23 protein-coding genes are annotated in these 23821 nt (G+C 36.5%); 9 read left to right on the top strand and 14 right to left on the bottom strand.

Features of this window, described 5'->3' with window-relative positions:
• Positions 1-107 precede the first annotated feature (107 nt).
• The 3 genes from fliS to ACLHDF_RS11955 form a co-directional block, all read right to left on the bottom strand.
• On the bottom strand, positions 108-521 hold the full coding sequence (fliS, locus tag ACLHDF_RS11965; RefSeq protein WP_413919419.1) for a flagellar export chaperone FliS: 414 nt from the start codon (positions 519-521) through the stop codon (positions 108-110).
• Between the two features lie 264 nt (positions 522-785).
• Positions 786-1469 carry a response regulator gene (locus ACLHDF_RS11960; protein ID WP_013059772.1) on the bottom strand — a complete coding sequence of 228 codons (684 nt, stop codon included), beginning with the start codon at positions 1467-1469 and terminating at the stop codon, positions 786-788.
• Between the two features lie 77 nt (positions 1470-1546).
• Entirely contained in the window at positions 1547-2695 is a 1149-nt protein-coding gene (locus ACLHDF_RS11955; protein ID WP_413919050.1) for a sensor histidine kinase, read from the bottom strand.
• A gap of 439 nt (positions 2696-3134) precedes the next feature.
• On the opposite strand from ACLHDF_RS11955, the gene ACLHDF_RS11950 reads away from it, so the two are divergent.
• Positions 3135-3770 carry a YigZ family protein gene (locus tag ACLHDF_RS11950; RefSeq protein WP_413919049.1) on the top strand — a complete coding sequence of 212 codons (636 nt, stop codon included), beginning with the start codon at positions 3135-3137 and terminating at the stop codon, positions 3768-3770.
• 195 nt (positions 3771-3965) lie between these two features.
• Positions 3966-4964, top strand: coding sequence for an LCP family protein (locus ACLHDF_RS11945; protein WP_413919048.1), 999 nt, complete (start codon positions 3966-3968; stop codon positions 4962-4964).
• Between the two features lie 38 nt (positions 4965-5002).
• On the opposite strand, the gene ACLHDF_RS11940 is transcribed toward ACLHDF_RS11945, so the two are convergent.
• Positions 5003-6055 (bottom strand): glycosyltransferase family 4 protein, encoded by a 1053-nt coding sequence (locus tag ACLHDF_RS11940; protein ID WP_413919047.1) that lies wholly within the window; start codon positions 6053-6055, stop codon positions 5003-5005.
• Positions 6056-6683: 628 nt separating this feature from the next.
• Between ACLHDF_RS11940 and ACLHDF_RS11935 the strand changes: the two genes are divergently transcribed.
• Together ACLHDF_RS11935 and ACLHDF_RS11930 are read left to right on the top strand one after the other, a co-directional pair.
• Positions 6684-7217, top strand: a complete 534-nt coding sequence (locus ACLHDF_RS11935; protein ID WP_413919046.1) for a hypothetical protein — start codon at positions 6684-6686, stop codon at positions 7215-7217.
• 20 nt (positions 7218-7237) lie between these two features.
• A complete protein-coding gene (locus tag ACLHDF_RS11930) occupies positions 7238-8767 on the top strand; it encodes a flotillin family protein (RefSeq protein ID WP_028412004.1) in 1530 nt (509 codons plus the stop codon).
• 37 nt (positions 8768-8804) lie between these two features.
• Here ACLHDF_RS11930 and ACLHDF_RS11925 read toward each other — a convergent pair whose 3' ends face one another.
• From ACLHDF_RS11925 to galU, 3 genes are all read right to left on the bottom strand, one after another.
• Entirely contained in the window at positions 8805-9512 is a 708-nt protein-coding gene (locus ACLHDF_RS11925) for a WecB/TagA/CpsF family glycosyltransferase (protein WP_413919045.1), read from the bottom strand.
• Positions 9513-9578: 66 nt separating this feature from the next.
• Positions 9579-10862: a nucleotide sugar dehydrogenase gene (locus tag ACLHDF_RS11920; RefSeq protein WP_413919044.1), complete on the bottom strand. Its 1284-nt coding sequence runs from the start codon at positions 10860-10862 to the stop codon at positions 9579-9581.
• 246 nt (positions 10863-11108) lie between these two features.
• Positions 11109-11993, bottom strand: a complete 885-nt coding sequence (gene galU / locus ACLHDF_RS11915; protein ID WP_413919043.1) for a UTP--glucose-1-phosphate uridylyltransferase GalU — start codon at positions 11991-11993, stop codon at positions 11109-11111.
• Positions 11994-12233: 240 nt separating this feature from the next.
• Here galU and ACLHDF_RS11910 point away from each other — a divergent pair, with 240 nt between their 5' ends.
• The 3 genes from ACLHDF_RS11910 to ACLHDF_RS11900 all read left to right on the top strand — a co-directional run bounded on the left by ACLHDF_RS11910 (position 12234) and on the right by ACLHDF_RS11900 (position 17772).
• Positions 12234-13796, top strand: a complete 1563-nt coding sequence (locus tag ACLHDF_RS11910) for a replication initiation protein (RefSeq protein ID WP_413919042.1) — start codon at positions 12234-12236, stop codon at positions 13794-13796.
• Positions 13789-16419, top strand: coding sequence for a DEAD/DEAH box helicase (locus ACLHDF_RS11905; protein ID WP_413919041.1), 2631 nt, complete (start codon positions 13789-13791; stop codon positions 16417-16419). Before ACLHDF_RS11910 ends, ACLHDF_RS11905 begins: the two co-directional genes overlap by 8 nt.
• 297 nt (positions 16420-16716) lie before the next feature.
• On the top strand, positions 16717-17772 hold the full coding sequence (locus ACLHDF_RS11900) for a LysM peptidoglycan-binding domain-containing protein (protein ID WP_413919040.1): 1056 nt from the start codon (positions 16717-16719) through the stop codon (positions 17770-17772).
• Positions 17773-17999: 227 nt separating this feature from the next.
• Here ACLHDF_RS11900 and ssb read toward each other — a convergent pair whose 3' ends face one another.
• Entirely contained in the window at positions 18000-18362 is a 363-nt protein-coding gene (ssb, locus tag ACLHDF_RS11895) for a single-stranded DNA-binding protein (RefSeq protein ID WP_413919039.1), read from the bottom strand.
• A 96-nt stretch (positions 18363-18458) separates the two neighbouring features.
• On the opposite strand from ssb, the gene ACLHDF_RS11890 reads away from it, so the two are divergent.
• A complete protein-coding gene (locus ACLHDF_RS11890) occupies positions 18459-18896 on the top strand; it encodes a YwpF-like family protein (protein WP_413919038.1) in 438 nt (145 codons plus the stop codon).
• Between the two features lie 39 nt (positions 18897-18935).
• Here ACLHDF_RS11890 and ACLHDF_RS11885 read toward each other — a convergent pair whose 3' ends face one another.
• Positions 18936-19103, bottom strand: coding sequence for a hypothetical protein (locus ACLHDF_RS11885; protein ID WP_413919037.1), 168 nt, complete (start codon positions 19101-19103; stop codon positions 18936-18938).
• 317 nt (positions 19104-19420) lie between these two features.
• Between ACLHDF_RS11885 and ACLHDF_RS11880 the strand changes: the two genes are divergently transcribed.
• On the top strand, positions 19421-19843 hold the full coding sequence (locus ACLHDF_RS11880; protein ID WP_413919036.1) for a helix-turn-helix domain-containing protein: 423 nt from the start codon (positions 19421-19423) through the stop codon (positions 19841-19843).
• A gap of 28 nt (positions 19844-19871) precedes the next feature.
• On the opposite strand, the gene fabZ is transcribed toward ACLHDF_RS11880, so the two are convergent.
• From fabZ to spoIIID, 5 genes are all read right to left on the bottom strand, one after another.
• A complete protein-coding gene (fabZ, locus tag ACLHDF_RS11875; RefSeq protein WP_013059788.1) occupies positions 19872-20306 on the bottom strand; it encodes a 3-hydroxyacyl-ACP dehydratase FabZ in 435 nt (144 codons plus the stop codon).
• Positions 20307-20389: 83 nt separating this feature from the next.
• A complete protein-coding gene (locus ACLHDF_RS11870) occupies positions 20390-21211 on the bottom strand; it encodes a flagellar hook-basal body protein (RefSeq protein WP_413919035.1) in 822 nt (273 codons plus the stop codon).
• Between the two features lie 23 nt (positions 21212-21234).
• Positions 21235-22059, bottom strand: a complete 825-nt coding sequence (locus ACLHDF_RS11865; protein WP_413919034.1) for a flagellar hook-basal body protein — start codon at positions 22057-22059, stop codon at positions 21235-21237.
• A gap of 116 nt (positions 22060-22175) precedes the next feature.
• Positions 22176-23177, bottom strand: a complete 1002-nt coding sequence (locus ACLHDF_RS11860; protein ID WP_251397167.1) for a rod shape-determining protein — start codon at positions 23175-23177, stop codon at positions 22176-22178.
• A 186-nt stretch (positions 23178-23363) separates the two neighbouring features.
• On the bottom strand, positions 23364-23627 hold the full coding sequence (gene spoIIID, locus ACLHDF_RS11855; RefSeq protein ID WP_013059792.1) for a sporulation transcriptional regulator SpoIIID: 264 nt from the start codon (positions 23625-23627) through the stop codon (positions 23364-23366).
• Between the last annotated feature and the right edge of the window lie 194 nt (positions 23628-23821).

The raw sequence follows: 23821 nt of genomic DNA, 5'->3' as shown, positions 1-23821 counted from the left end.
CTTTTAGATGTGCTAGCTTAATTAGCTGAAAGGCTTCAATAGGTATTTAATGCTTGAATATAATGATGAATTCTCATATTAAAAGCTCCTTTAGCTAAAAGTGAGACTTATGTGCTGCTCATAAGAAGACAGCATGTTTTTTCGGGGTGAGAGATAACTTTAGGGGTCGTTTTTAACACTTCATTCCAAGCGTTAGAAAGCTTCTTCATCATTTGTTGAACTTCACATAAAATAAATGTATCTTTTTTTAAATTAGCCACAATTAATCTGTCAGACATATAGTTGTAAAGAATATCTAACTGCTCTGCAATGATCCCTGCTTGATATGTTAAACCAGTTCCTAGACGATATAAAATATCGTTGCACTGTTTAATTTTTTCATTGGTTGTGAAATAATCTATGTGTTGAATCGCTATAACAGCTTCATCAATATTATGAATAAATTTTTCATACAGTATAGCTGTTAGCTCTTGCGGAGATTTTTGATAGATTAATTCTTCCGTTATAAAATTCAGCTTCATCACCTTCTAATCTTCTTTAAATCATTTTTCTATTTGTTTCACCAAAAGCTAACTCTTAAAGTTTTAAAGGGAACTAGTTGAAGGAAGAGTGAACTCGCGAAGGTATCACTCTCAGCCTTCCTATCGTTAAAAATATTTTCTCCCCTTAACTTATCGGTTGTTTTCTCCTCTTAATAAACATGACTTTTTACCCACAATTTCAAAAAAAGTTATAAAAAGCAAAAAAAAGTCCGATATACCTAGTTGTATATCGGACTTTTGAACTTATCTTACTTCTACCCAGCCGTTTTTGATTGCAACAACAACAGCTTGAGTACGATCATTTACATTCATTTTTTGTAAAATATTACTTACATGGTTTTTAACGGTTTTTTCACTAATATATAATGCTTCTCCGATTCCTCGGTTGCTTTTACCATCGGCTAACAGTTGTAACACTTCGCACTCACGACGCGTCAACAAATGTAATGGACGGCGAATTTCAATTGGTTCGTGCGGATAAGAAGACGATTGTCCTTGAGCTGCCAGTCGGCGGTACTCTTTTACTAAACTGTGCGTTACTTTCGGGTGTAAATATGAACCACCCTCTGCAACTACCTTCACTGCTTCAATTAACGCATCCGCATCCATTTCTTTTAGCAAATAGCCTCGTGCACCTGTTTGTAAGGCATGAGTTACATATGTCTCATCATCATGGATAGATAAGATAATAACTTTAGCGTCCGGATTTACTTCTACAAGCTTTTTCGTAGCTTCGACACCATTTACAGCTGGCATGTTAATATCCATGATTACAACATCAGGTTGATGTTCTTCTACAAGGTCAATAACTTCGCTACCGTCGTCACCTTCTGCAACTACTTCAAAGTCTTTTTCGAAATCTAAAATTCTTTTTACTCCTTCACGGAATAATTGGTGATCGTCGATTATGATAATTCTTGTCTGCATGTTTGATTCCTCCCCAAATCGAACAACAAATGTTTTACTCTATATTGACCCCTATTTATATACATATCTCTGCCTTTTTAAGCGGCTATAATCGGTACTTTAATCATAACAAGCGTGCCTTGGTTAATTTTCGAATGAACGGAAATAGTCCCATCTAACAAATCAACACGCTCTTTCATTCCTATTAAGCCGAACGAATTCTCTTTTTTCTCTTCTTGATTAAAACCGCAGCCGTCATCTTTGACAAGCAAAATAGCATGTTCATTGTTGAACTCTATCTTCACTTGGATTTCCGTCGCATCTGCATGTTTTAATGCGTTCGTTACAGCTTCTTGCACTAGACGAAACAGTGCCACTTCTAATTTTGAAGCAGTTCGCTTCTCTTGTCCAATGGAAATAAACGTAATCCGAGGCTTGCCTTCGTTATAATCTTCAATTGTATCAAGATATTTACGCAGCGTCGGAATTAGACCTAAGTCGTCAAGTGCCATCGGTCTTAAATCATATATAATTCGACGCACTTCGTATAGGGCAGAACGAACCATTTTTCGTAAATCTCGAATTTCTTCCATTGCTTCTTTTGCACTACGTTCCCGGTAAATTCGGTCAATTAATTCCGATCTCATCATAACATTTGCAAGCATTTGAGCTGGCCCGTCATGAATCTCTCTTGATAAACGTTTCCGTTCCTCTTCCTGAGCTTCAATAATCCGAAACCCAAAATACTCTTTTTGAATAGCATCTTCTACTATTTCTCCTACTTGTTTTAAATCACTTGTTAAATAATTCAAGACAACGGAAATTTGACCTACCAGATGATCTGCACGTTTAATCGTTTCTTCCAATGTAAGCAGGCGTCTTTCTAGTTCATCTCGGCGATTACGCAGCTGATATTCGCTTTGCTGATTCATCAGCAGCTTGGTTTGTAATTCGTGTGCTTTTTCATAAGCACCTTTTACTTCAGGCTCTGAATAAATTTGAAAATGTCGGCTCACATCAGACAAACGCTTTCGAGCCAACCTTGCCTGAGTTTCCAATTTATCGCCTTGCTCTATCGTCTCAAGAACTTTTCCTTTTAACACTTCTAACTCTTCTTTAATTTGCTGATATTCTTGTCTGGCATCTTCAGAAAGACGATAGACTTCATTTTTACTATCTCCTACTGTGCCAATAATCTTCTCAAAGATTTCATCAAGTGCCTTGCTTGTTAATTTATGTTTCGACATTTACTCACCCCAAACTATACTCACATTCGGAGAAATGCCTATACGTTCATGCTATATATAGTATTCGTATGACCTATCTGAATTGTGAGGATAAGATCCATATTTTCTCCCTATCTGACTTTTTATATCCAAAAAGTAACCGCTGCTTTTAATACCCTCAAACCCGACATCAATCGACGTTTGACTCGCGTTATTTGAATAGATTACCATTTACGCTCACTCTTCAACAGTGACTAACTGCCTGTTTAAACTATTTCATTACCTAGCTATACAAGCCTGCACACTACTTTATTATAACGTATATTCTATATGGCTTGTTTAAGTGATTTTGAATTTGATTAATTGATGTCTTTTCATAAACATTTTATACTAATAGCAAGTAAACAGTACGTAAATACCCGTTTTTCTTCTATTTATAATGCTAAGGAGGATTTTTTGATTGTTATCACAATATTATACCGTAAAACAAGAAGGTTCACATGAAATCACTATCCAAAAATCTAGATTCATTTGTCATATGAAACGTGTAACAACTGAGGAAGAAGCTCAGCAATTTATTCAAAACATTAAAAAACAGCACTGGAATGCTACTCATAACTGTTCAGCTTACCTAATTGGAGAACGAGATCAATTTCAAAAAGCAAACGATGATGGAGAGCCAAGCGGAACAGCAGGCGTACCAATGTTAGAAGTGCTCAAAAAGAGAGGCCTAAAAGATACGGTTGTCGTTGTTACACGCTATTTCGGAGGTATTAAATTAGGCGCAGGTGGCTTAGTGCGCGCGTATGGGAAATCCGTTTCAGAAGCGCTAAATGAATTAGGTATAGTCAAACGAACTCTCATGGCGGTTATGCATACAAACGTTGACTATACATGGCTTGGAAAATTAGAGAATGAGCTTCGAAGTTCCGTTTATCTATTAAAAGAAATCCACTACGCAGATATGGTAGAAATTGAAACATTTGTAGAGGAAGCTCAAACGGAAGCATTTAGTGAATGGATGACTGAGCTAACAAACGGACAAGCAGATATTCGCGCAGGTGAGACGACCTATTTAGAAGAAGATGTAGAATGAATTATTTACTCTTATTAAAAAACATTGTACAATTGATAAATAGCGCAACTATTCTGATGGTTGCGCTACTTGTCAATGAGTAAAAATCTCGTACAGATGCGTAGCTTTGACGAGTTTGATTCATACATTCCAATTTATAACACATACTAAGTGTCACAATAAGTGTTCGAATATACGAATAAAAGGAGAAACCGTATGGCTCAATATAGACGTTTTCAAAAAAGAGTAAACAAACGGAAAAGAAAACGAAGGCTTTTTACATTTTTTCTGTTACCTATCCTTATTTTAGGGCTTTCTGCAACCGCTTATGGCTCTTATTTATTTGTTAAAGCTAAAACAGTAGCTTCTGACTCTTATGAAGGACTCGGAGATCGCGATAATTCTCCTATGCGCGATCGTAAAATCGATCCGAAAAAGGATGATATATCCATTTTATTTATGGGTGTGGATGATAGTGAAACCAGGAAATTCGGAAAATCAGCTCGTACAGATGCTTTAATTTTGGCAACTTTTAATGAGACAAACAAAACCGTAAAGCTTGTAAGCATACCTCGAGATTCACGGGTTTATATACCTGAAGTGAACAAAAAAGATAAAATTACACATGCACATGCGTACGGTGGTCCAAAAGCAACTGTGGAAACGGTAGAACAGCTATTTAATGTCCCTGTTGATTACTATGTTAAAGTGAATTTCAAAGCTTTCACAGACATTGTAGACTCCCTTGGCGGCATCGATTTTGATGTACCTTATGCGATGAGTGAAAAAGATTCAAAAGACCGTCATAATGCTATTGTCTTAAAACCAGGAAAACAACATTTAAACGGTGAAGAAGCATTAGCTGTTGCTCGAACACGAAAACAAGACAACGATATTGAGCGAGGAAAAAGACAACAGCAACTGATCGAAGCCATGATTAAAAAAGCTGCATCCATTGGATCACTAAACAAATATGGCAACCTTATCGAAGCTGTTGGCGATAATATGAAAACGAACTTAATGTTTGGTGAAATGCTTTCATTTTACGATTATGCTTCGAAAAAAGTAGACATCGAAACCATTAACTTAAACGGTAGCGATGAAAAAATTAACGGCGTTTACTACTTCAAACTAGACAATGATTCAGTAGAAAAAGTAAGTGAAAAGCTCCGCAAGCATTTAGGCATTGAATCAACTTCAGATACAACAGAATAATCAAAAAGACCTCTTGGATATCCAAGAGGTCTTTTTGATTAATTTTTTAAACGCAGCCCACGAACCATATTGAGAATTGGCCTATATGTCTTATCAACTAGCCCTATCTTTTCAACGATAATTTCAATCGCTACAAGGAGGATAGCCAGTACAAGAAAAGAACCCCACATTGTTTGTACCTTTGAGAAGATAACTGCCGCTAAACCAAATATCGCACTCATTCCATAAATAATTAAAACCGTTTGTCTATGGCTGTATCCTAAGCGCAGCAAACAATGATGCAAATGAGATTTATCAGGAGCCGATAGCGGTTGATTTTTTACGATTCGGCGAATAATAGCAAAGAACGTATCTGAAATTGGTACCCCTAAAATAATAACTGGAACAATGAAGGAAATGACCGCTACATTTTTAAATCCTAACAGAGACAATACAGAAATCATATAGCCCAAAAATAGTGCGCCTGTATCACCCATGAAAATCTTAGCGGGATGAAAGTTGTAAAACAAAAATCCGAGCGTGCTTCCCAATACGATGAAACCTATGCTTGTAACAAACACGTTGCCCATCATAATAGCCATACCCGAAATGGTAATTAATACGATAGAGGAAACGCCGGCAGCTAATCCATCCAATCCATCAATTAAATTAATAGCGTTGGTAATTCCTACAATCCATAATACTGTAATTGGAATACTTAACATTCCGAATTCTAATTTTCCGCCAAACGGCAAGTTAATAAAGTCAATTTGGACTTCACCATATACAACCACAATTAATGTCGCTACTAGCTGACCGCCTAATTTGATTTTAGCGGATAGCTCAACCATATCATCTAATACACCGGTAATAATGATAATGATGCTTCCGATTAAAATTGGCAGCGCATATTTACTGTCAGGCTGTAAAACGAGGTAGCCAATAAGAAAACTAAAAAATATCGCCAAACCTCCAAGGCGAGGCATAATTTTTTGATGAACTTTTCGTTGATTTGGTTTATCCGTTGCACCTATTTTAAACGCCAGCTTCTTAACCAGCGGAGTGATCAGAATAGATGTAATAAAACAAATAAACAAGGTCAAATATAGCATGGAGACCCTCCTCAGGTTTATGTTAACCAAAACCATAAAAAATGTATCCAATTTTATATAATTGGATAGTATTTCAAATTGCGTATGACAATAATTACTTACTTATTCCCAAAATGGATTATATCACAATGATTCTACTACTTAAATAGAAATTTATTCTCAAAAATTAGCACATTTACAAACTATTAATAGAGAAGAACTGTATTTTTTGGTATATAAACAGCTGATTTACTTTATCTTTATGTGATTGCTTTATGTACAACGCTTTCTTTACTATACTTTATTAAAATATAAGCGAACTCCCCCTTTTCGTCTAATTTATTCGTCATCTTTAACTCTTTTTCCTTTTTATTAAGTATATTTAAACCTTTATTTTTATTCTACATGGCCACACTCATTATATGAACAAACTTTTGTCCTATGCATGTCCAATACTTTAAACAACATCCACTGAATCTTTGTCCTTACCTTATATCATTTAAAAGTTAAAATATAGTGAAATGGATAGAGACAGAATTAAACAAAAAAAGGAATTTTATCAAAAAATTGAAACCTTTTTTGATATGACTCGTAATACATAGTAGAAACAGCATCAATCATCTTACATAAAGGGGGTGTTGAATGAACTATGTTCGGTTTATCTGTTCAAACAATATATTTGTATGGATTAATCATCTGCGGAAGTCTAACCTTCTTATACATTTTATTTAACGATTTGTTAGATGGATTGTCTGAAGCGATACCTTTTTTTAACCCCACTCTCATTTTTTCTTTTTTAACATTCTTTAGTGCCAGTGGATATTTGTTTACCTATACATCATTGCAAAATTATTGGATTATTTCGATTTCCGCTATTATTGCTCTTCTACTCGTTATTTTGCTCAACGTTTTCATATTAATTCCTTTATCATCGGCTGAAGAATCTCTTGCTTTTACTGAAGATTCGTTAAAAGGAAGACTTGGCACCATTATTACTTCCGTCCCTGCAGATGGTTACGGGGAAGTATTTATTGAAGGAGTTAGTGGTATCATCTCCAAACCCGCCGCCAGCTTTAAAAACACAGCTATACCTTTAGGCAGCAAAGTACTTGTTGTAGATATACAAAGTGGCAACGCACTCGTTGTGATTTATGAAGAAGTTATGAACAATCACTCATTATAAATAGTATTAGGGGGAGTTTTATGTTTTCAACACCTATATTAGTTGTCGTTGGAATTGTTGTTTTTTTATTAATTGCGCTGATTGCCGTATTTATTACAAAATACCGTACAGCAGGTCCGGATGAAGCGTTAATTGTAACAGGAAGCTATCTAGGAAATAAAAATGTGCACGTCGATGAATCCGGAAACCGCATTAAAATTGTTCGCGGCGGCGGTACATTTGTACTGCCAGTTTTCCAGCAGGCTGAACCTCTGAGCTTGCTGTCAAGCAAACTGGAAGTATCTACACCTGAAGTATACACAGAACAAGGGGTTCCTGTTATGGCTGATGGTGTATCAATTATCAAAATTGGGGGTTCTATTTCAGAAATTGCAACAGCCGCTGAGCAATTTTTAGGCAAAGCAAAAGAGGACCGTGAAACCGAAGCAAGAGAAGTCTTAGAAGGTCACCTTCGCTCGATTCTTGGTTCTATGACGGTAGAAGAAATTTATAAAAACCGTGAAAAATTCTCTCAAGAAGTACAGCGTGTAGCTTCACAAGATCTAGCTAAAATGGGGTTAATTATTGTATCGTTTACGATTAAAGACGTTCGAGATAAGAACGGCTATTTAGAATCGCTAGGGAAACCACGTATTGCCCAAGTTAAGCGAGATGCTGACATTGCAACAGCTGAAGCGGAAAAAGAAACAAGAATCAAGCGTGCCGAGGCCCATAAAGATGCTCAAAAAGCGGAGCTTGAGCGAAATACAGAAATCGCGGAAGCTGAAAAGATGAATCAATTAAAAACCGCGGAATATCGTCGCGAACAAGATATTGCCAAAGCTCGCGCAGACCAAGCATATGATTTAGAAACAGCTCGTGCCAAGCAAGATGTAACAGAACAAGAAATGCAAATTCGCATTATTGAACGTCAGAAACAAATTGAATTAGAAGAAAAAGAAATTCTTCGTCGTGAGCGTCAATACGATTCTGAAGTGAAAAAGAAAGCAGATGCAGATCGTTACTCTGTCGAACAATCTGCAGAAGCTGAAAAAGCTAAACAGCTTGCTGAAGCAGATGCCAATAAATATCGAATTGAAGCAATGGCTAAAGCTGAAGCTGAACGCGTTCGGATTGATGGTTTAGCAAAAGCTGACGCTCAGCGTGCCCAAGGTGAATCTGAAGCTGAGATTATTCGCTTAAAAGGTTTAGCGGAAGCAGAGGCTAAACAAAAAGTTGCGGAAGCATTCGAGCAGTTCGGCCAAGCGGCTATTTTAGATATGATTATTAAAATGCTTCCTGAATATGCAAAGCAAGTTGCGAGTCCTTTAGCAAATATCGACAAAATTACGGTTGTGGATACAGGAAGCAACGGCGAAAACAGCGGAGCTAATAAAGTGACTGGCTATGCAACAAACTTAATGTCTTCTCTTCAAGAATCGCTGAAAGCATCCTCGGGTATAGATGTGAAGGAATTGATTGAGAACTTTTCTGGAAAAGGAAATGTTCGACAAAGCTTGCACGAACTAACGGATGAAATTAAACAACAAAATAAGAAAGAAGATATCTAAAAGTAAAAAGCATGCGGACATAATCCGCATGCTTTTTTTAACCTCTTAATACTCGAAGAAGAAACTTAGGTAATTCTAACTGCCGCTTCCATCTCCATGGTTCTTTTAACAGTCGATAAAGCCACTCTAAACCAAACTTTTGAAAAACAGCAGGCGCCCGGTTCAAACGCCCTGAAATAACATCGAACGAGCCCCCTACACCTTGATAAACAGAAGGATTGAGTTTCTCTTTATGAGCAATAATCCAATTTTCTTGGGCTGGACTGCCTAAAGCGACAAACACAATTTCTGCTCCTGAATCATTAATCGTACGTTCAATGACTTCTTCATTTTTTTCGTAGCCATTTAACGTTCCAACAATTAAAATTCCTGGAAACATCTCTTCTAGCTTAACTTTAGCTTCATCTGCAATTCCAGGCTTGGCTCCGTATAAAAAGATTTTTTTACCGTTATTCGTTGCTTCTTTACAAAGCTTCAGCATCATATCAATACCCGTTACACGCTCACGAATACGTCCCTTTTTGAGCTTTGAAGCTAAAATCACACCAATTCCATCTGGAATTTGATAAGTTGCCTGGTTTAACAGTAACTTTAATTCCCGGTCTTCTTGTGCTTTCATAATTTTTTCAGGGTTGATTGCTACAATAAATGATTTTCGGCCTTTATCTATATCCTGAAGTAACTTTACCGCTAGCTCATCGTACGTGTCGCTACAAACGTCTATTCCTAAGATGTTTTCCTTCATTAAATCACCCGTATGTTGATTTTTTAGTTTTTTACAAACGAAAGACAGGCTGTTCAGCCCGTCTTTTTATAAAGTAGAAACTTTTGAATCACCAAGTAACACTACGTCAAAGCCTGCTGCTTTCCATTGATCACGCTGAATGCAGTTTTTTGTATCAAAAATAACCTTTGTACGCATATGATTTTCAACAGCTGATGGAAGAAGCTCTTTGAACTCATTATGATCTGTTAAAATAAGAATCACGTCCGCATGCGCAACAGCCTTATCCAAACTTTGCGTCTGACGTTCGATTTTATTTTCTTTGATATGAGGATCAAATGCTGTGTAATCAACGCCTAGCTTTTCTAAATGATGAAGTACATCTGTTGATGGACTTTCACGCATATCGTCAATATTTCCTTTAAAAGCTAAACCTAAAACAGCTACACGTCCATGCTGAATACCCTTTTCATCTAGTAGGCTTTTCGTTTTTAATGCTGTATATTCAGGCATTGAATCATTTGTATGACGAGAAAGAGAAATAATTTTTGCAAGTTCTGGCTGAAGCTCTGTTAGGAACCAAGGGTCAACAGCAATACAGTGGCCCCCTACACCAGGACCTGGCAAGTGGATGTTTACACGTGGATGATAGTTCGCTAATTTAATCGCTTCCCACGCATTCACACCAATCTTTTCACTAATTTTCGCCAGCTCATTTGCAAAAGCAATGTTCACATCACGATATGTGTTTTCGATTACTTTCACCATTTCAGCTGTTGTAGCATCCGTTACGTGAATATTTCCTTTTACAAATGTTTTATAAAGCTCAACAGTCAAACGACTAGACTCTTCGTTAATACCACCGACAATGCGGTCATTATTTACTAGTTCCTCAAACACTTTTCCCGGAATAACGCGTTCAGGTGAGTGAGAAACAAATAACTCACTGCCTAATTCTAAACCAGTTTCTTTTAGTACAGGTAGCATAACATCTTCTACTGTACGCGGAGGAACCGTGGATTCTAAAATAACTAAATTTCCTTTACGAACGTAAGGAACAATCGATTTTGTCGCTTCTCGAACATAGTTCAAGTTCGCCGTTTTATCTTCATTAATTGGTGATGGTACAGCAATAATAAAAATATCCGCCTCTTCAGCCATTGTGCCTACCGTGAAGTGGCCGTTGTCAACTGCTGATTCTAAACGTTCTTGTAAGCCGTTTTCTTCTATATGAAGTTGCTTATTTTTAATTAATTCTACTGCTTTTTCATTTACGTCAACACCATGTACATATAAGCCGTGATTGGCAAACATAACAGCTGTTGGTAAACCAATATATCCTAAACCAACTACACACAATTTCTTTGTCATTGCAGAAAATCTCCTTTATATGACATGCTTAATAAATAAAACCTATCTGATATTATATCGAAAAATGTCATTTCATGATAGCATTTATATAAAAACATGAAATAATTTCTTTTACTTATTATTATGTAACATTTTATGATAATTCATCAATAAACGATATAACCATGTTTTACACAACTGGCTCTAACCGAAAAGAACTATTGAAAATCTCCATGATTCCCAATAGTTCCAATAGTAAATATACTTTTACATATGTCCTTCTTTTTCAATAATTTCCCTGAAATAGCTTACTAACTCTTCTCGAAGGGGCTCTCTCTGTAAGGCGAAATCAATTGTTGCTTTAATAAACCCAAATTTATCTCCGACATCATAACGTTTTCCTTCGAAATAATAAGCAAGAACACGTTGAAATTCATTCAGACGTAAGATAGCATCCGTTAATTGAATTTCTCCTCCCGCGCCAATCTCTTCTCTGCTTAAGATATCAAAAATTTCCGGTGTTAAAATATAGCGTCCCATAATTGCATAGCCTGAAGGTGCATCTTCTGGATTAGGTTTTTCAACAAGTGTTTCTACGTCTAATAATCCTTTTTCAAGAGGCTCTCCTTTTGGACCTACAATCCCATACTTCGAGGTTTCTTTCCTAGGCACCTCCTGTACACCAACTACAGCGCATTCATATTTTTCGTATACGTCCATTAACTGTTTCAAGCAAGGTGTTTCTGATTGAACCACATCATCACCTAGCATAACAGCAAAAGGTTCATCTCCGATAAAGCTTCTTGCACAGTGGATAGCATGACCTAATCCTTTAGGTTCCTTTTGACGAATATAGTGAACATTAGCCAAACTCGAAATACCCTGCACTTCTTCAAGCATGTCCCATTTTTCCTTTGCCGCTAATGTTTCTTCTAGCTCATATGATTTATCAAAATGATCCTCGATTGCTCGTTTTCCGCGACCGCTTACAATTAAAATATCTTCAATACCTGATGCTACAGCTTCTTCCACAATGTACTGAATCGTTGGTTTATCTACAATTGGCAGCATTTCTTTAGGCTGTGCTTTTGTAGCTGGCAAAAAGCGCGTCCCTAATCCAGCTGCTGGAATAATAGCTTTACGAATTTTCACTTACTTTTCCTCCTGTCAATGTCAATCGTGCTTATTGGTTATAGTATAGTAAGTCTTCGATTGAGTATGTACATAAAGTCATGTTGAATCTATTTCTTTTTGTAAAGAATCATGTTGGATTCTGCTTTATCATAACAAAAGATTTTGTATAATTCTATTTTTATCATTTATAATGAAAAGAAAATTAATCGCTTATAAATATAATTTATGCCTTATTTATGTATAGAAAGGAATGGGATTATGAGTTCGTTTTCAAATCACTTACAGCGCCAATTTATACATCATTTCCCGTACAGTGATGCACGCCATCGTACAAATGCTCAAACAGGACTAGACCTTTACCGTACCCATTCATTCTTCATTTTGCATAATGATGAACAGATATTAAACGTTAAAATCGATTCGTTTTATGTTGAACTCAACAAGCAGTTTCTCCCTGAAAGTACTTGTTCTTGTCAGCATAACGGATTTTGTGAACACTCCTTTGCAGCGTTTTTTTATATGTATTCATTAATAGAACCGCTTGCGCCCCTATTCAAAGAATGGAGAAACCATGAAAAAGCAGCTTTGACTATGTTGTCCGCAAAACAAGTGTTAAAAAAGCCGCAGGCAACCTTTCAAGAGTGGCGACAAACTTTTGAGGAGCAGTATATGCTTTTTATGCAGGGACGAAACGAAAACGACCTTTCCATTTATCATGAGTATTATCAGTACTATTATCGTGCTTTAGTGAAAAAGGCTCCTGAGCATCCATTGCTTTATGCTTTATTTTGTATGTATGGAGCGGTTCATACATTCTATAAACTATCAGCTCAATTACAGACTCAGCAGCTTTCTACCAACATCGAAGAATCCTTCGTATATAGTCACGTCTACAAGATAACAAATGAAATTTATGATAACGCTGATTTGTTAAAACAAAAGAAATACGATGGGGAAGCATTATCTATTATAGAGGACAGTATTTCGTACATCCGAGAGTTATTACATAAAGATATGCCTTTACAATATGAACGTATTGAGATTTATCGCGTTATTTGGCAAAAAGTTTTCACGTTAGAAAGATGGCGAAAAACTGAAGAAAGCGAATTAAAAACCAAGCATGATTCTTTTATAAATAATACAGCTCTTTCCTATCTTTTATTCCTTCAAGAAAAAGATAGAGAAGCAAAAGAACATTTGAGCGGTGAAACATTACAAATGATTCCCTATCTTATCCCTTGGTTAAATGATTTATTGCACGAAAAAGAAACTGACCGCTTTGCTCAGTGGGGCACTTATATAATGGCCTATATAGGAGATTACGTACGCACCGTTCCTACTACTTATCAAGGAAGCCGAAACATGGTCTCCATGATTTTAAATTTATTTCGGTACTATAAAGACTTAACGAAAGATCAAACTTTGTATACCGAAGCATTACAAACGCTTCTTCCTTATAGTTTTATTGAATATAGTGATTTTCTATATGCTTCTGACCAATTGAAAAAGTGGGTTGAATTACAAGTGCTTCTTCAATATGACAGCATCAAATATGACGAACAAACGATAGAAGCCTTAAAAAGAAAAGATGAAAAGATGGTTATCCCTCTTTATCATCAAATGATTTCCAAGCTAATTGACGAAAAAAAGAAAAGCAGTTATCAAGAAGCCTATATCTACTTACAAGAATTGAAGAGACTTTATCTACAAATGAATCGCTCTCTACTGTGGGAACATTATATAGAAGAATTAACGTTAAAAACGAAGAAGCAGCGCGCGTTTCAACAACTTTTAGAAAAAGGAGATTTACTGAATGTTTGATTTGTTTCATTTAACACTTGAAGTCGAACCTGTACACGATGACTTTTTTCTCTACTGTGTATCGCCTAGCGGCCAAATTTTGCTCCCTGATACATGGAAAGATGCGCTGTTTCTATGGCATGAACAGACCTATTACGGGAGTGAAGTTACACAGGTTGAGATTAACGGAAAAAAAGGAATTCTTCTTTCTGCATGGCAAATGTTCACTTTCATACAATCGCCTATTCAACAGCATGTGTTGAAACCCACTTTCTCCACTTCAGCAGAAGCTTATCAACAAGTTGCAATCGATATGACCAAAAGGATTATCCAAGGGAAATTTCATTCCGTTCCTTTTAAAAAACAAATGACTGAATTGCTTTCGCAGGCTGCTGAACAAGAGTGGAGAACACAAATTAAAGAGAGCTTATTAAAAAAAGAAGGAAAAGACTTTTTAATAAGTATAGAAGGCGAGGTCTATAATCCTCCCTTTGATCTTTCACTGCGTATTGTAGAGCCGACGACTGATGGAGATGTGTGGACAGCTCAAACATTCGTGATTCCCCACGATGAAGCAAAAGAACCTTTTACACTGGGAAGAACCCTTCCTAAAGAGTGGAATCACTATGAATCATATATCGCTTACGAACACGAACGATGGAAAGCACTGGCTCCTACTTTATACCAAAAAGGAGCATTTATTCAGTCTGTCCTAACAGATGAAGAAGTATGGGAATTTCTAACTCAAGATAGTGCAGCATTAATCAAACAAGGGGTATCTATCCATCTGCCGAGCTGGTGGGAATCATTAAAAAAAGCCACTATAAAAGTATCTGGTGCCATCGAAAGTACTTCATCTACCTTATTTGGTAAACAAGCTATCAGCAGCTTCCGCTGGTCATTTTCTATTGGTGATCAGACCTTTTCAGAAGAAGAGTTTCGGAAATTAGTCGAACAAAAACGCAGATTATTATCTATTAATGGGCAGTGGATTCGCCTGGATTCTAGATTAATTAAACAAGCGCAGAAAATTGTTAAAGAAGCTAGTAAAAAAGGGGTATCTATCCATGAAATTTTAAAAACGAAGCTAACCTACATGGCAGATGGTAAAACTGAAGAAGAAGAGATAAAAGTTGAGTTCCAGGTCCCCGCTTCCTTTCAATCATTTATTACATCCCTAACGGATTTAAAACAGCTGCCGAAAGTGCTGCCTCCTTCTTCATTTAAAGGTACATTAAGACCTTACCAGCAGCAAGGGTTAAATTGGCTCATGTTTTTGAGAAAGTTTAACTTAGGAGGATGTCTAGCAGATGACATGGGACTAGGTAAAACCATTCAATTAATTAGTTATTTAACAAACATTCATCAGTCACATAGCTCTCCTTCTCTTATCGTTTGTCCAACTTCTTTAATTGGAAACTGGGAAAAAGAATTCCAGAAGTTTGCCCCTTCTCTTCGTGTTCATGTTCATTACGGGCCAAAAAGAGCCAACGGAGAAGCATTTGAGAAGATATGTGAAAGCACTGACGTTGTGATTACGACGTATCAAGTTGCCCTTTTGGATGTTGAATTGTTGAAAGGATTTACGTGGAGCAGCATTTCCTTAGACGAAGCGCAGCACATTAAAAACCCGCAAACTAAACAAGCAAGAGCTATCCGGCAGCTGCAAGGAAGACACAAAATTGCGCTGACTGGTACTCCGATTGAAAACCGCCTGTTGGAACTATGGTCATTATTTGAATTCATCAATCCAGGTTACTTAGGAACCATCAATTCATTTAAAAACCGATTTGTATCCGGCATTGAAAAAGGCGAGAAACCAGAACGAACTGTTGAGCTTAAATCACTCATTCAGCCTTTCTTATTGAGAAGAACAAAACAAGATAAAAACATCGCCCGCTCACTGCCTGATAAACAAGAACAAAAAGAATACATTCCGCTGACAGCGGAACAAGCTTCACTTTATCAGGAACTAGTTCAAGCAATGCTTCAAGAAGCAGAGCAAAAAACAGGATTCGAACGAAAAGGCCTGATTTTGCAAACACTAAATAAATTAAAATTATTATGCAATCATCCAGCTCTTTACTTAAAAGAGAGTGCAGCTAAACAAACGGTGCGGCGATCTCATAAAAATGAAAAAATCATTGAGCTCGTAGAAAGCATTCGCACACAGCAAGAAAGCTGTTTAATCTTTACTCAGTATATTGAAACAGGGCTCATGCTACAAAGAACCTTAGAAAAAGAAATTAACGAACCAGTTTTATTCCTTCACGGAAGTTTGTCAAAAGAACAAAGAGATCAAATGGTTGCTCAATTCCAAGCAAGGAAAAAAGCCATCTTTATTCTCTCTCTTCGCGCAGGTGGAACTGGATTGAATTTAACAGCTGCAAATCACGTTATTCACTTTGACCGATGGTGGAACCCAGCTGTTGAAAATCAAGCAACCGATCGTGCCCATCGAATTGGACAGAATAAATTTGTTCATGTTCATAAATTTATCACAAGAGGAACAATTGAAGAAAAAATTGAGGAAGTTATTAATCAAAAACAACATCTAAATGATGAACTCATCCAAGGAGATCAATGGGTAACAGAACTTTCTAATAAAGAACTACAAGAGCTTCTTGCCTACAGACACGAATAAAAAAATTATAAAATGTGTTACACCGTTACCAAAAAGAGGACTTTTTTACTTGTCCTCTTTTTTTATTAGATCATTCGACACAAAAAAATAAGTACAAATCTTTCTTTAGCTACTGATAAAGATACAAAAAACGCAGTAAATTTCGTTTTTTTGAATAAAAAGGTATTTTTATAGCGAAAAAGGCCCTTTACTTTCTCTTTAAATTCCAGCATATTTATACATATAATATTTTTGTAATTTAATAGACATATTGGAAAAATAAACACGAAATATTTACATAATTAGGGGGATTTATTAATGAAAAAAAGGCAGCTCGTTTTATCTCTAGGCGCCATTGTTGGCGGAACATTCTTATATCAAGCTTCAGCTGAAGCATCTGCTTCAACTGTTCAAGTGAAAGCTGGAGATACACTTTGGTCATTATCTACCAAATATCATACAACGGTAGAAGCTTTAAAAAGCATAAACAATTTATCTTCAAATACAATTCGTATAGGACAAACGTTATCGATTCCTTCTGCTTCAACCTCCCAATCATCTAATAAGGAAGAAAAGCCTTCAGCTCCTGCTACTGGTTCAACCTATAAAGTTCAAAGCGGTGATACCCTTTGGAAAGTTGCTACTCGTTTTAATATAAGCGTAGAAGAATTAAAACGTTTGAATGCTCTTTCTTCCAACATTATTTATATTAACCAAACGTTAAAAGTAAATGGAAGCATCAGTCCATCGACTTCAACTACAAGTAAACCAGCAGAAACTCCGTCTAAGGATACAAACGGAACTTACAAAGTTCAGCGTGGAGATAGCCTTTCTAAAATAGCTTCGGCATTTCACATGAGCGTCAGCGAATTAAAACAAATAAATGGATTAACCTCTAACACGATTTATATAAATCAACAACTGAAGGTATCAAAAAGCAGCCAAACAACCACGCCACTACCAACAACAGCAAAACCAAGTACATCCATACCTTCAACTTCTAGCAGAACATTAAATGTCTCGCAAATGATTTCAGATGCAAAACGTTATATAGGTGTTCCTTACAAGTGGGGTGGCACAACTCCTTCTGGTTTTGACTGCAGCGGATTCATTTATTACGTAATGAAACAACAAATTTCTACAACGCGCTATACGACGGCTGGTTATTGGAGTGTATCAACACCCGTAAGTAATCCACAGCCTGGAGACTTAGTGTTTTTTAATACATACTCTAGCGGGCCTACCCATATGGGCATTTATCTTGGTAATCGTCAATTTATTCATGCTGGATCTTCTACAGGTGTAACCATTGCGAGCTTAGATAATAGCTATTGGAGCAAACGCTACTTAGGCGCAAAACGTTTTGCTAAATAATTTATAAAAAGGTCTCTTTTGAGACCTTTTTATATACAGCAAAAAAACCGTTAAATGATTTAACGGCTGAAATAGAGGAATGGTTCGGGGATAGTGAATACTTTAATTTTCTCTCTTGACAACATAGAAAGAGCCTTGCTCTTAAAGAGGATCTATCTTCTGTTATGATAGATAAGAGGAATTTAAACCTTAGCTGGACTAATCACCTCCTTTCATACTAGGTAACTTTATTCTTCTTGTTGATTTAAACTAGATGAAGAATATCCGGATGGCTTTCCACTTAAAAATTTAACAGCGTCAGCCACAACGTCGGTCATGTATACTCGCTGCTGAAGATTGTTTTCAAATGTGCGTGTTTGTACACGCCCTACTACACCTACAACCGCCCCTTTATCACAGTAAGCAGCCGTATTTTCTGCGTTTTTTCTCCAAAAGGTAATGTTGACAAAATCAGCATCGTATTCCCCTTCAACATTTCGAAACGTTCGATTAATTGCTAAAGTAATGGTAGATACTGCAATCCCTTCATGGGTATATCGAAGCTCCGGTTTTTTTGTCAGTCTTCCTACAAGAACAATATGATTAATCATAGTCTACCACTCCAACTAATTGAATAATGAGAATCTTTAAGCTCATTCATGTTATAATATGAATAACTTACTATTTACGTAAAGGAGGAAACATCAATGAAAACATTTAAACTTGTGTCATTTCAATTGGTTGATGATCAAGAAAAGCGTCAGTCTGTCTCACTAACAAATGGCCTTATTATTAATAAAGAAGACGGCGAAAATAACTGGATTTTAGAAGCAGTTATCGATAAGAAATGGTACGATGAATTTCATGTTTTGTTGAAAGATAAACAAAAAGTGACGGTAGAAGCTAAAATTACGAAAGAAACAAATGATCCGGCTACTTTTATAGCTACCGTGGCTTCTATTACTTCAATTGGCGAAAACCGTATTAGCTTGTTGATGAAAGGTGTTTTAAAAGAACGGAGACTTCATTATGCTGAAATGCTCTTAGAGGATTTAATTAACCAAGGGTTGTCAGGTCAAGATTTACTTCAACAGTTTAAACTGCAGCTTCGAAACAGACGGATAAAAAGTACATCTAAAAAATAAATCAAGTCATCTCAAGGTGTCTGAATTTAAAGGAGAGGATTATTGTTTGCGGTCTTTTTCGCTGCTCCATAAGAAGGGTAAAGAAAAGATAGTTGACTGGAGAGGTATCTTTCTTTTTTTTCCTAAAAATAAATGAGCACGACTAGAATGTTTTAAACGATTATCTCTTATACGAGCGCCTTGCCTTTTCAAATAAAAATTTGTCATTTTTTCACTCCTTTTTCTTTGTAATTCGTATATTAATTCATTTTCCCCCTTTGTTCAACCATTTTTTTCAATATACTGAACAAAAAATAGGATTTTTTTACTACAAAAACCTATTTTTCTGTTCTTTTTTTTATATTCATGCAGAAAAATGAATTTTTTTGGAGAAAAAAGAGAAAGAAAAACAGGTTTTATTCCCTTTATTGCAGAAAGTAAAGTATATATATTTCATATTGTGCGAATTCCGCATATTAGAAAGAACATGAACTACATTCGAACAATAAGACACATACTTATCTTTATGAAATCAGGTGATGCATATGAGGGGTTTTGGAGAAAGAATTAAGCATTTCAGACTAAAAGGAGGATTTTCACAAGAAGAATTAGCAAATCAATTGAATGTTTCTCGTACAACTGTTTCAAAATGGGAATGTTCGAAACAAACACCTTCCATTTTTGACTTTCTATCTCTGTGTAATTGTTTTCAAGTTACACTAGACCAACTTATTGAGCCCTCCTCTTATAAACAAGAACATTTACATGATTTCCAACTTCTTTACTTAACAAGAAAACGGGAATCTGATTCACACAACGATACTATTTTAACACTTATAGATAAACAGCCCTTATTGAAACATGTGCTCTTACAATTTTCATCTCTGTCACCAACTCTTCAAAAAGAGTTGCTGACGGATATTATACCTTTACTAAAGAAACTTTTCTCTGCTTTGCAGCGCCAATAAAAAAAGCTGCATCAGCAGCTCTTATGTACTATTCTTTTTTATCACCTAAAGCAAACATAATGTCTGTTTCGCAGACTAACTCTCCATCTACAGTTGCGATACCTTTTCCTTTGCCAATAGATCCACGCGCACGTACAATTTCTACCTCTAAACGCAGTTGATCACCAGGTCTTACTTGCTTTTTAAAGCGGCAGTTGTCAATCCCTGCAAAAAATGCCAAACGGCCTTGATTTTCTTCTTTTTTTAGCATAGCTACAGCTCCTACCTGAGCTAAAGCTTCTACAATTAAAACCCCTGGCATCACAGGATAGTCAGGGAAATGACCATTAAAAAATTCTTCATTGGCAGATACGTTTTTCAAACCAACTGCTTTTTTTCCCTCTTCCACTTCTAAAATACGATCGACCAATAAAAATGGATATCGGTGTGGAATAATTTCTTTAATTTGTTCAATATCAAGCATAAATGAGTCTCCTTTCAAACCGCATGTAATATACGATACTATTATCAATATACAGAATGCTCAATAGAGAAGCAACTACTTGCTTAAGCTCTGATTTCATTCACCAAGCCCATCATTTGATCTGCAATTGAAATAGAGCGAGAATTAAACTGATATGCACGTTGAGCAATAGACATATCGGTGAGCTCTTTGCTCAAATCTACATTTGACTGTTCCAATTTCCCTTGTTCTACGCCTGCTGTATCTCGGGCTTTTCCATTCAAATCTATAAACATATTCGGTTGGTTCATCCCTGCTGGAAAGGCAAATAAATTTTCCCCTTTAGCTTCTAGCACCTGCGGGTTTTGGATATTTGTTAACCCAAGGGTAAACTGGTTAACACCCGTGTTTGTAGTAACAGTTATCGTTCCACTTCCATCAATTTGTATATCTTTGAACGCTTTACTAAAAATAATCGCTTGACCATTTTCCCCTAGTACATCCTGACCAGAACCGTTTACTAATTTAACATTGTTCGGTCCTTCAGGAGTAAGGTGAAAAGAACCATCTCGCGTATATTGTACAGGCTGTTGGGAATCGTTTACTGCAACTTGAAAATAAACATTGGGATTTGATGAAGCTACATCTAATAGTTTATCTGTATTCTGAAAAGCACCTTGCGTCATATTCAAGCTGGTTTGATCTAAATAAGCGCCTGTCCCTTGCCGAATTCCGGCTGGTGTAAGTCGCTTTTCCATTCCCTTATCTCCTTGATTATTTACTTGTTGATATAGCATATCATTAAATGAAGCATCTCTCGATTTGTATCCTGTCGTATTTGTATTAGATAGATTGTGACTAATGACATCAAGCTGCTGCTGCAGCTGCCCCATCGTATTGGCCGCTGTTACCATTGTACGGTTCATCCTTCTCATCTCCCCTGTTGCTTTTAGCGCACGCGTCCAATTTCATTTACGGCTTTATCCATGCTTCTATCGTAAGCTTGCATTATTTTTTGATTTGCTTCAAAAGCTCTGTAAGCCGTTAGTAAATCAGTCATACTTTGGGTAGCATCTACATTGGAACGCTCAACAAACCCTTGATTTAACTGATAAGAAATTCCTGGATTATTCCGTGCTGAAGGCAAGGGCTGATTGTTTAAGGTTTCATACAATCCATTTCCTGCCTTTTTAATAGTTTGCAAATCACTCGCATAAGCAATATCAATTTGTGCAATCTGTTGATTATTTTCCGTCACGTTACCTTTTGAATCCACGGTAAAGTTTTCACTTTTCAGTTGAATTGGTTGATTATTTGTACTTAATACATAAGCTCCGGTAGAGGTAGTTAAAAACCCTTCTTGATCTAATGTGAAATTGCTGTTTCTTGTGTATTGAGGAATATTGTCAGAACTCTTTAGCACAAAAAATAGTCCGCCCTCTTTTGTAGGCATATTTTGCTCCATCAATGCAATATCAGTTGATTGAGATGTTTGCTGAAGATCACCTTGTTTAAAATTTGGAACCGTTTCTTGCATATATACACCTGTATTAATCGTACCTATGTCCTTCCTCTTTTGAACAGAAATGGTACGGTCAGTGGGTAAATTTTCAGACTCCATTCGTTGCAGTAACATATCAGGAAATGCCTTTAACGTACCTTGATCTGCTTTAAATCCTGGCGTATTAGCATTTGCTATGTTATTTGTTAATAAGTCAGTTTGACGCTGCTGAGACAGCATACCTGCTGCTGCCGTGTAAAACCCTTTAAACATCCTTCCTCCCCCTCACAAGTAAACGTTGTTTGTTATATATAAGCCGGTTGACAGAGTATAGATAAAAGAAGAGACTCCTCTATATGAAACGGGCCAATAGAGGAGTCTTCATTTATTTAAACAATACTGCGACGAGATAGTTTATCAATATTGTCGAGCATAATACCTGTTCCAACAGCTACGCAATCCATCGGATTTTCTGCAATTAGCACAGGCACCTTTAATTCTTCCGCTAACAGCTGATCCATACCGTGCAACAATGCTCCGCCGCCGGTTAAAATAACACCTCTGTCTATAATATCGGCAGAAAGTTCGGGAGGTGTACGCTCTAATACACTTTTTGAAGCTTGTACAATGACGCTGACAGACTCTCTAAGTGCCTCCTCTACTTCCTCAGAGTACACAGTAACCGTACGAGGTAAGCCTGAAACCATGTCTCGCCCTCGAATGTCCAGCTCTTCATTACGGGCTTTAGGAAACACCGTGCCAATTTTCACTTTAATTTCTTCTGCTGTACGCTCTCCTATTAAGAGCTTATATTTCTGCTTAATGTACTGCAAAATTTCGGCATCAAAACGATCACCAGCCATCTTAATAGAAGCTGCCGTTACAATATCGCCCATGGAAAGGACGGCCACATCAGTTGTACCTCCACCAATATCTACGACCATATTTCCGCTCGGCTGAAAGATATCCATTCCAGCACCAATGGCCGCGACTTTTGGTTCTTCTTCCAAATAAATGGTTTTTCCACCGCTTTTTTCAGCAGCTTCGCGAATTGCTTTTTGTTCAACAGAAGTAATATTTGTCGGACAACAAATTAAAATGCGAGGCTTGGATAAAAACCCTTTTACGTTTAATTTATTAATAAAGTGTTTGAGCATAGACTCCGTAATTTCGAAGTCAGCGATAACGCCATCTTTTAAGGGACGAATGGCAATAATATTACTGGGCGTTCTTCCTACCATACGTCTCGCTTCTTCCCCTACTGCTAGCACTCTATTTGTATTTTTATCAATCGCCACAACAGACGGTTCATTTAACACAATTCCCTTGCCTTTAACGTGAATTAAGACGTTAGCTGTACCTAAGTCGATACCAATGTCTTTTGCTAACATACCTTAAATCCTCCTTCTATTTACATATCTTTGCATGATAACCATTCTTTTTTCCTAATTTACTATTTTATCACAATTTGTATATGTATGTTGTTATTAGCAAAAATATTTATTATATACCTATTTTATCCAAAAAATAAAATGCCCTATACCACCTCTACAAAAAAGGTAATATCGGGCATTCTTTTACTTTACAGTTTCTTCTTCCTTTTTGTACTTTAATTTTGTTGCTTCTCCTCCACGCAAATGCCGAATAGATTTATGGTAATCAAGAATTTCTTTTACTTCATTTGCTAATTCAGGATTTATTTCTGGTAAACGCTCTGTTAAATCCTTATGGACAGTACTTTTCGAAACGCCAAATTCTTTCGCAATCACACGAACTGTCTTCTTTGTTTCTACAATATACTTTCCAATCTTGATAGTTCTCTCTTTGATGTAATCGTGCACACTACTCGCCCTCCCCAAATTGGATATGAGAAGTATCCAAGGGAATGTATATATTATCCCTTTTCTAACATTCTCTTTATAGGTTTGTAACAGTTTATTAGCTTGTGTGCAGATATATGCTAGAAAAGTCAGTAAGGACAAGTGATTTCTTATATTTTTTTGAAAATTTAGTGCTTTTTATTTACTTTTTTAAC

It is taken from the genome of Priestia megaterium (assembly GCF_046599315.1).
Taxonomy (GTDB): domain Bacteria; phylum Bacillota; class Bacilli; order Bacillales; family Bacillaceae_H; genus Priestia; species Priestia megaterium_F.
Note: the sequence above shows the minus strand (reverse complement) of the source record. Positions and strands in the feature narration are given on the sequence as shown.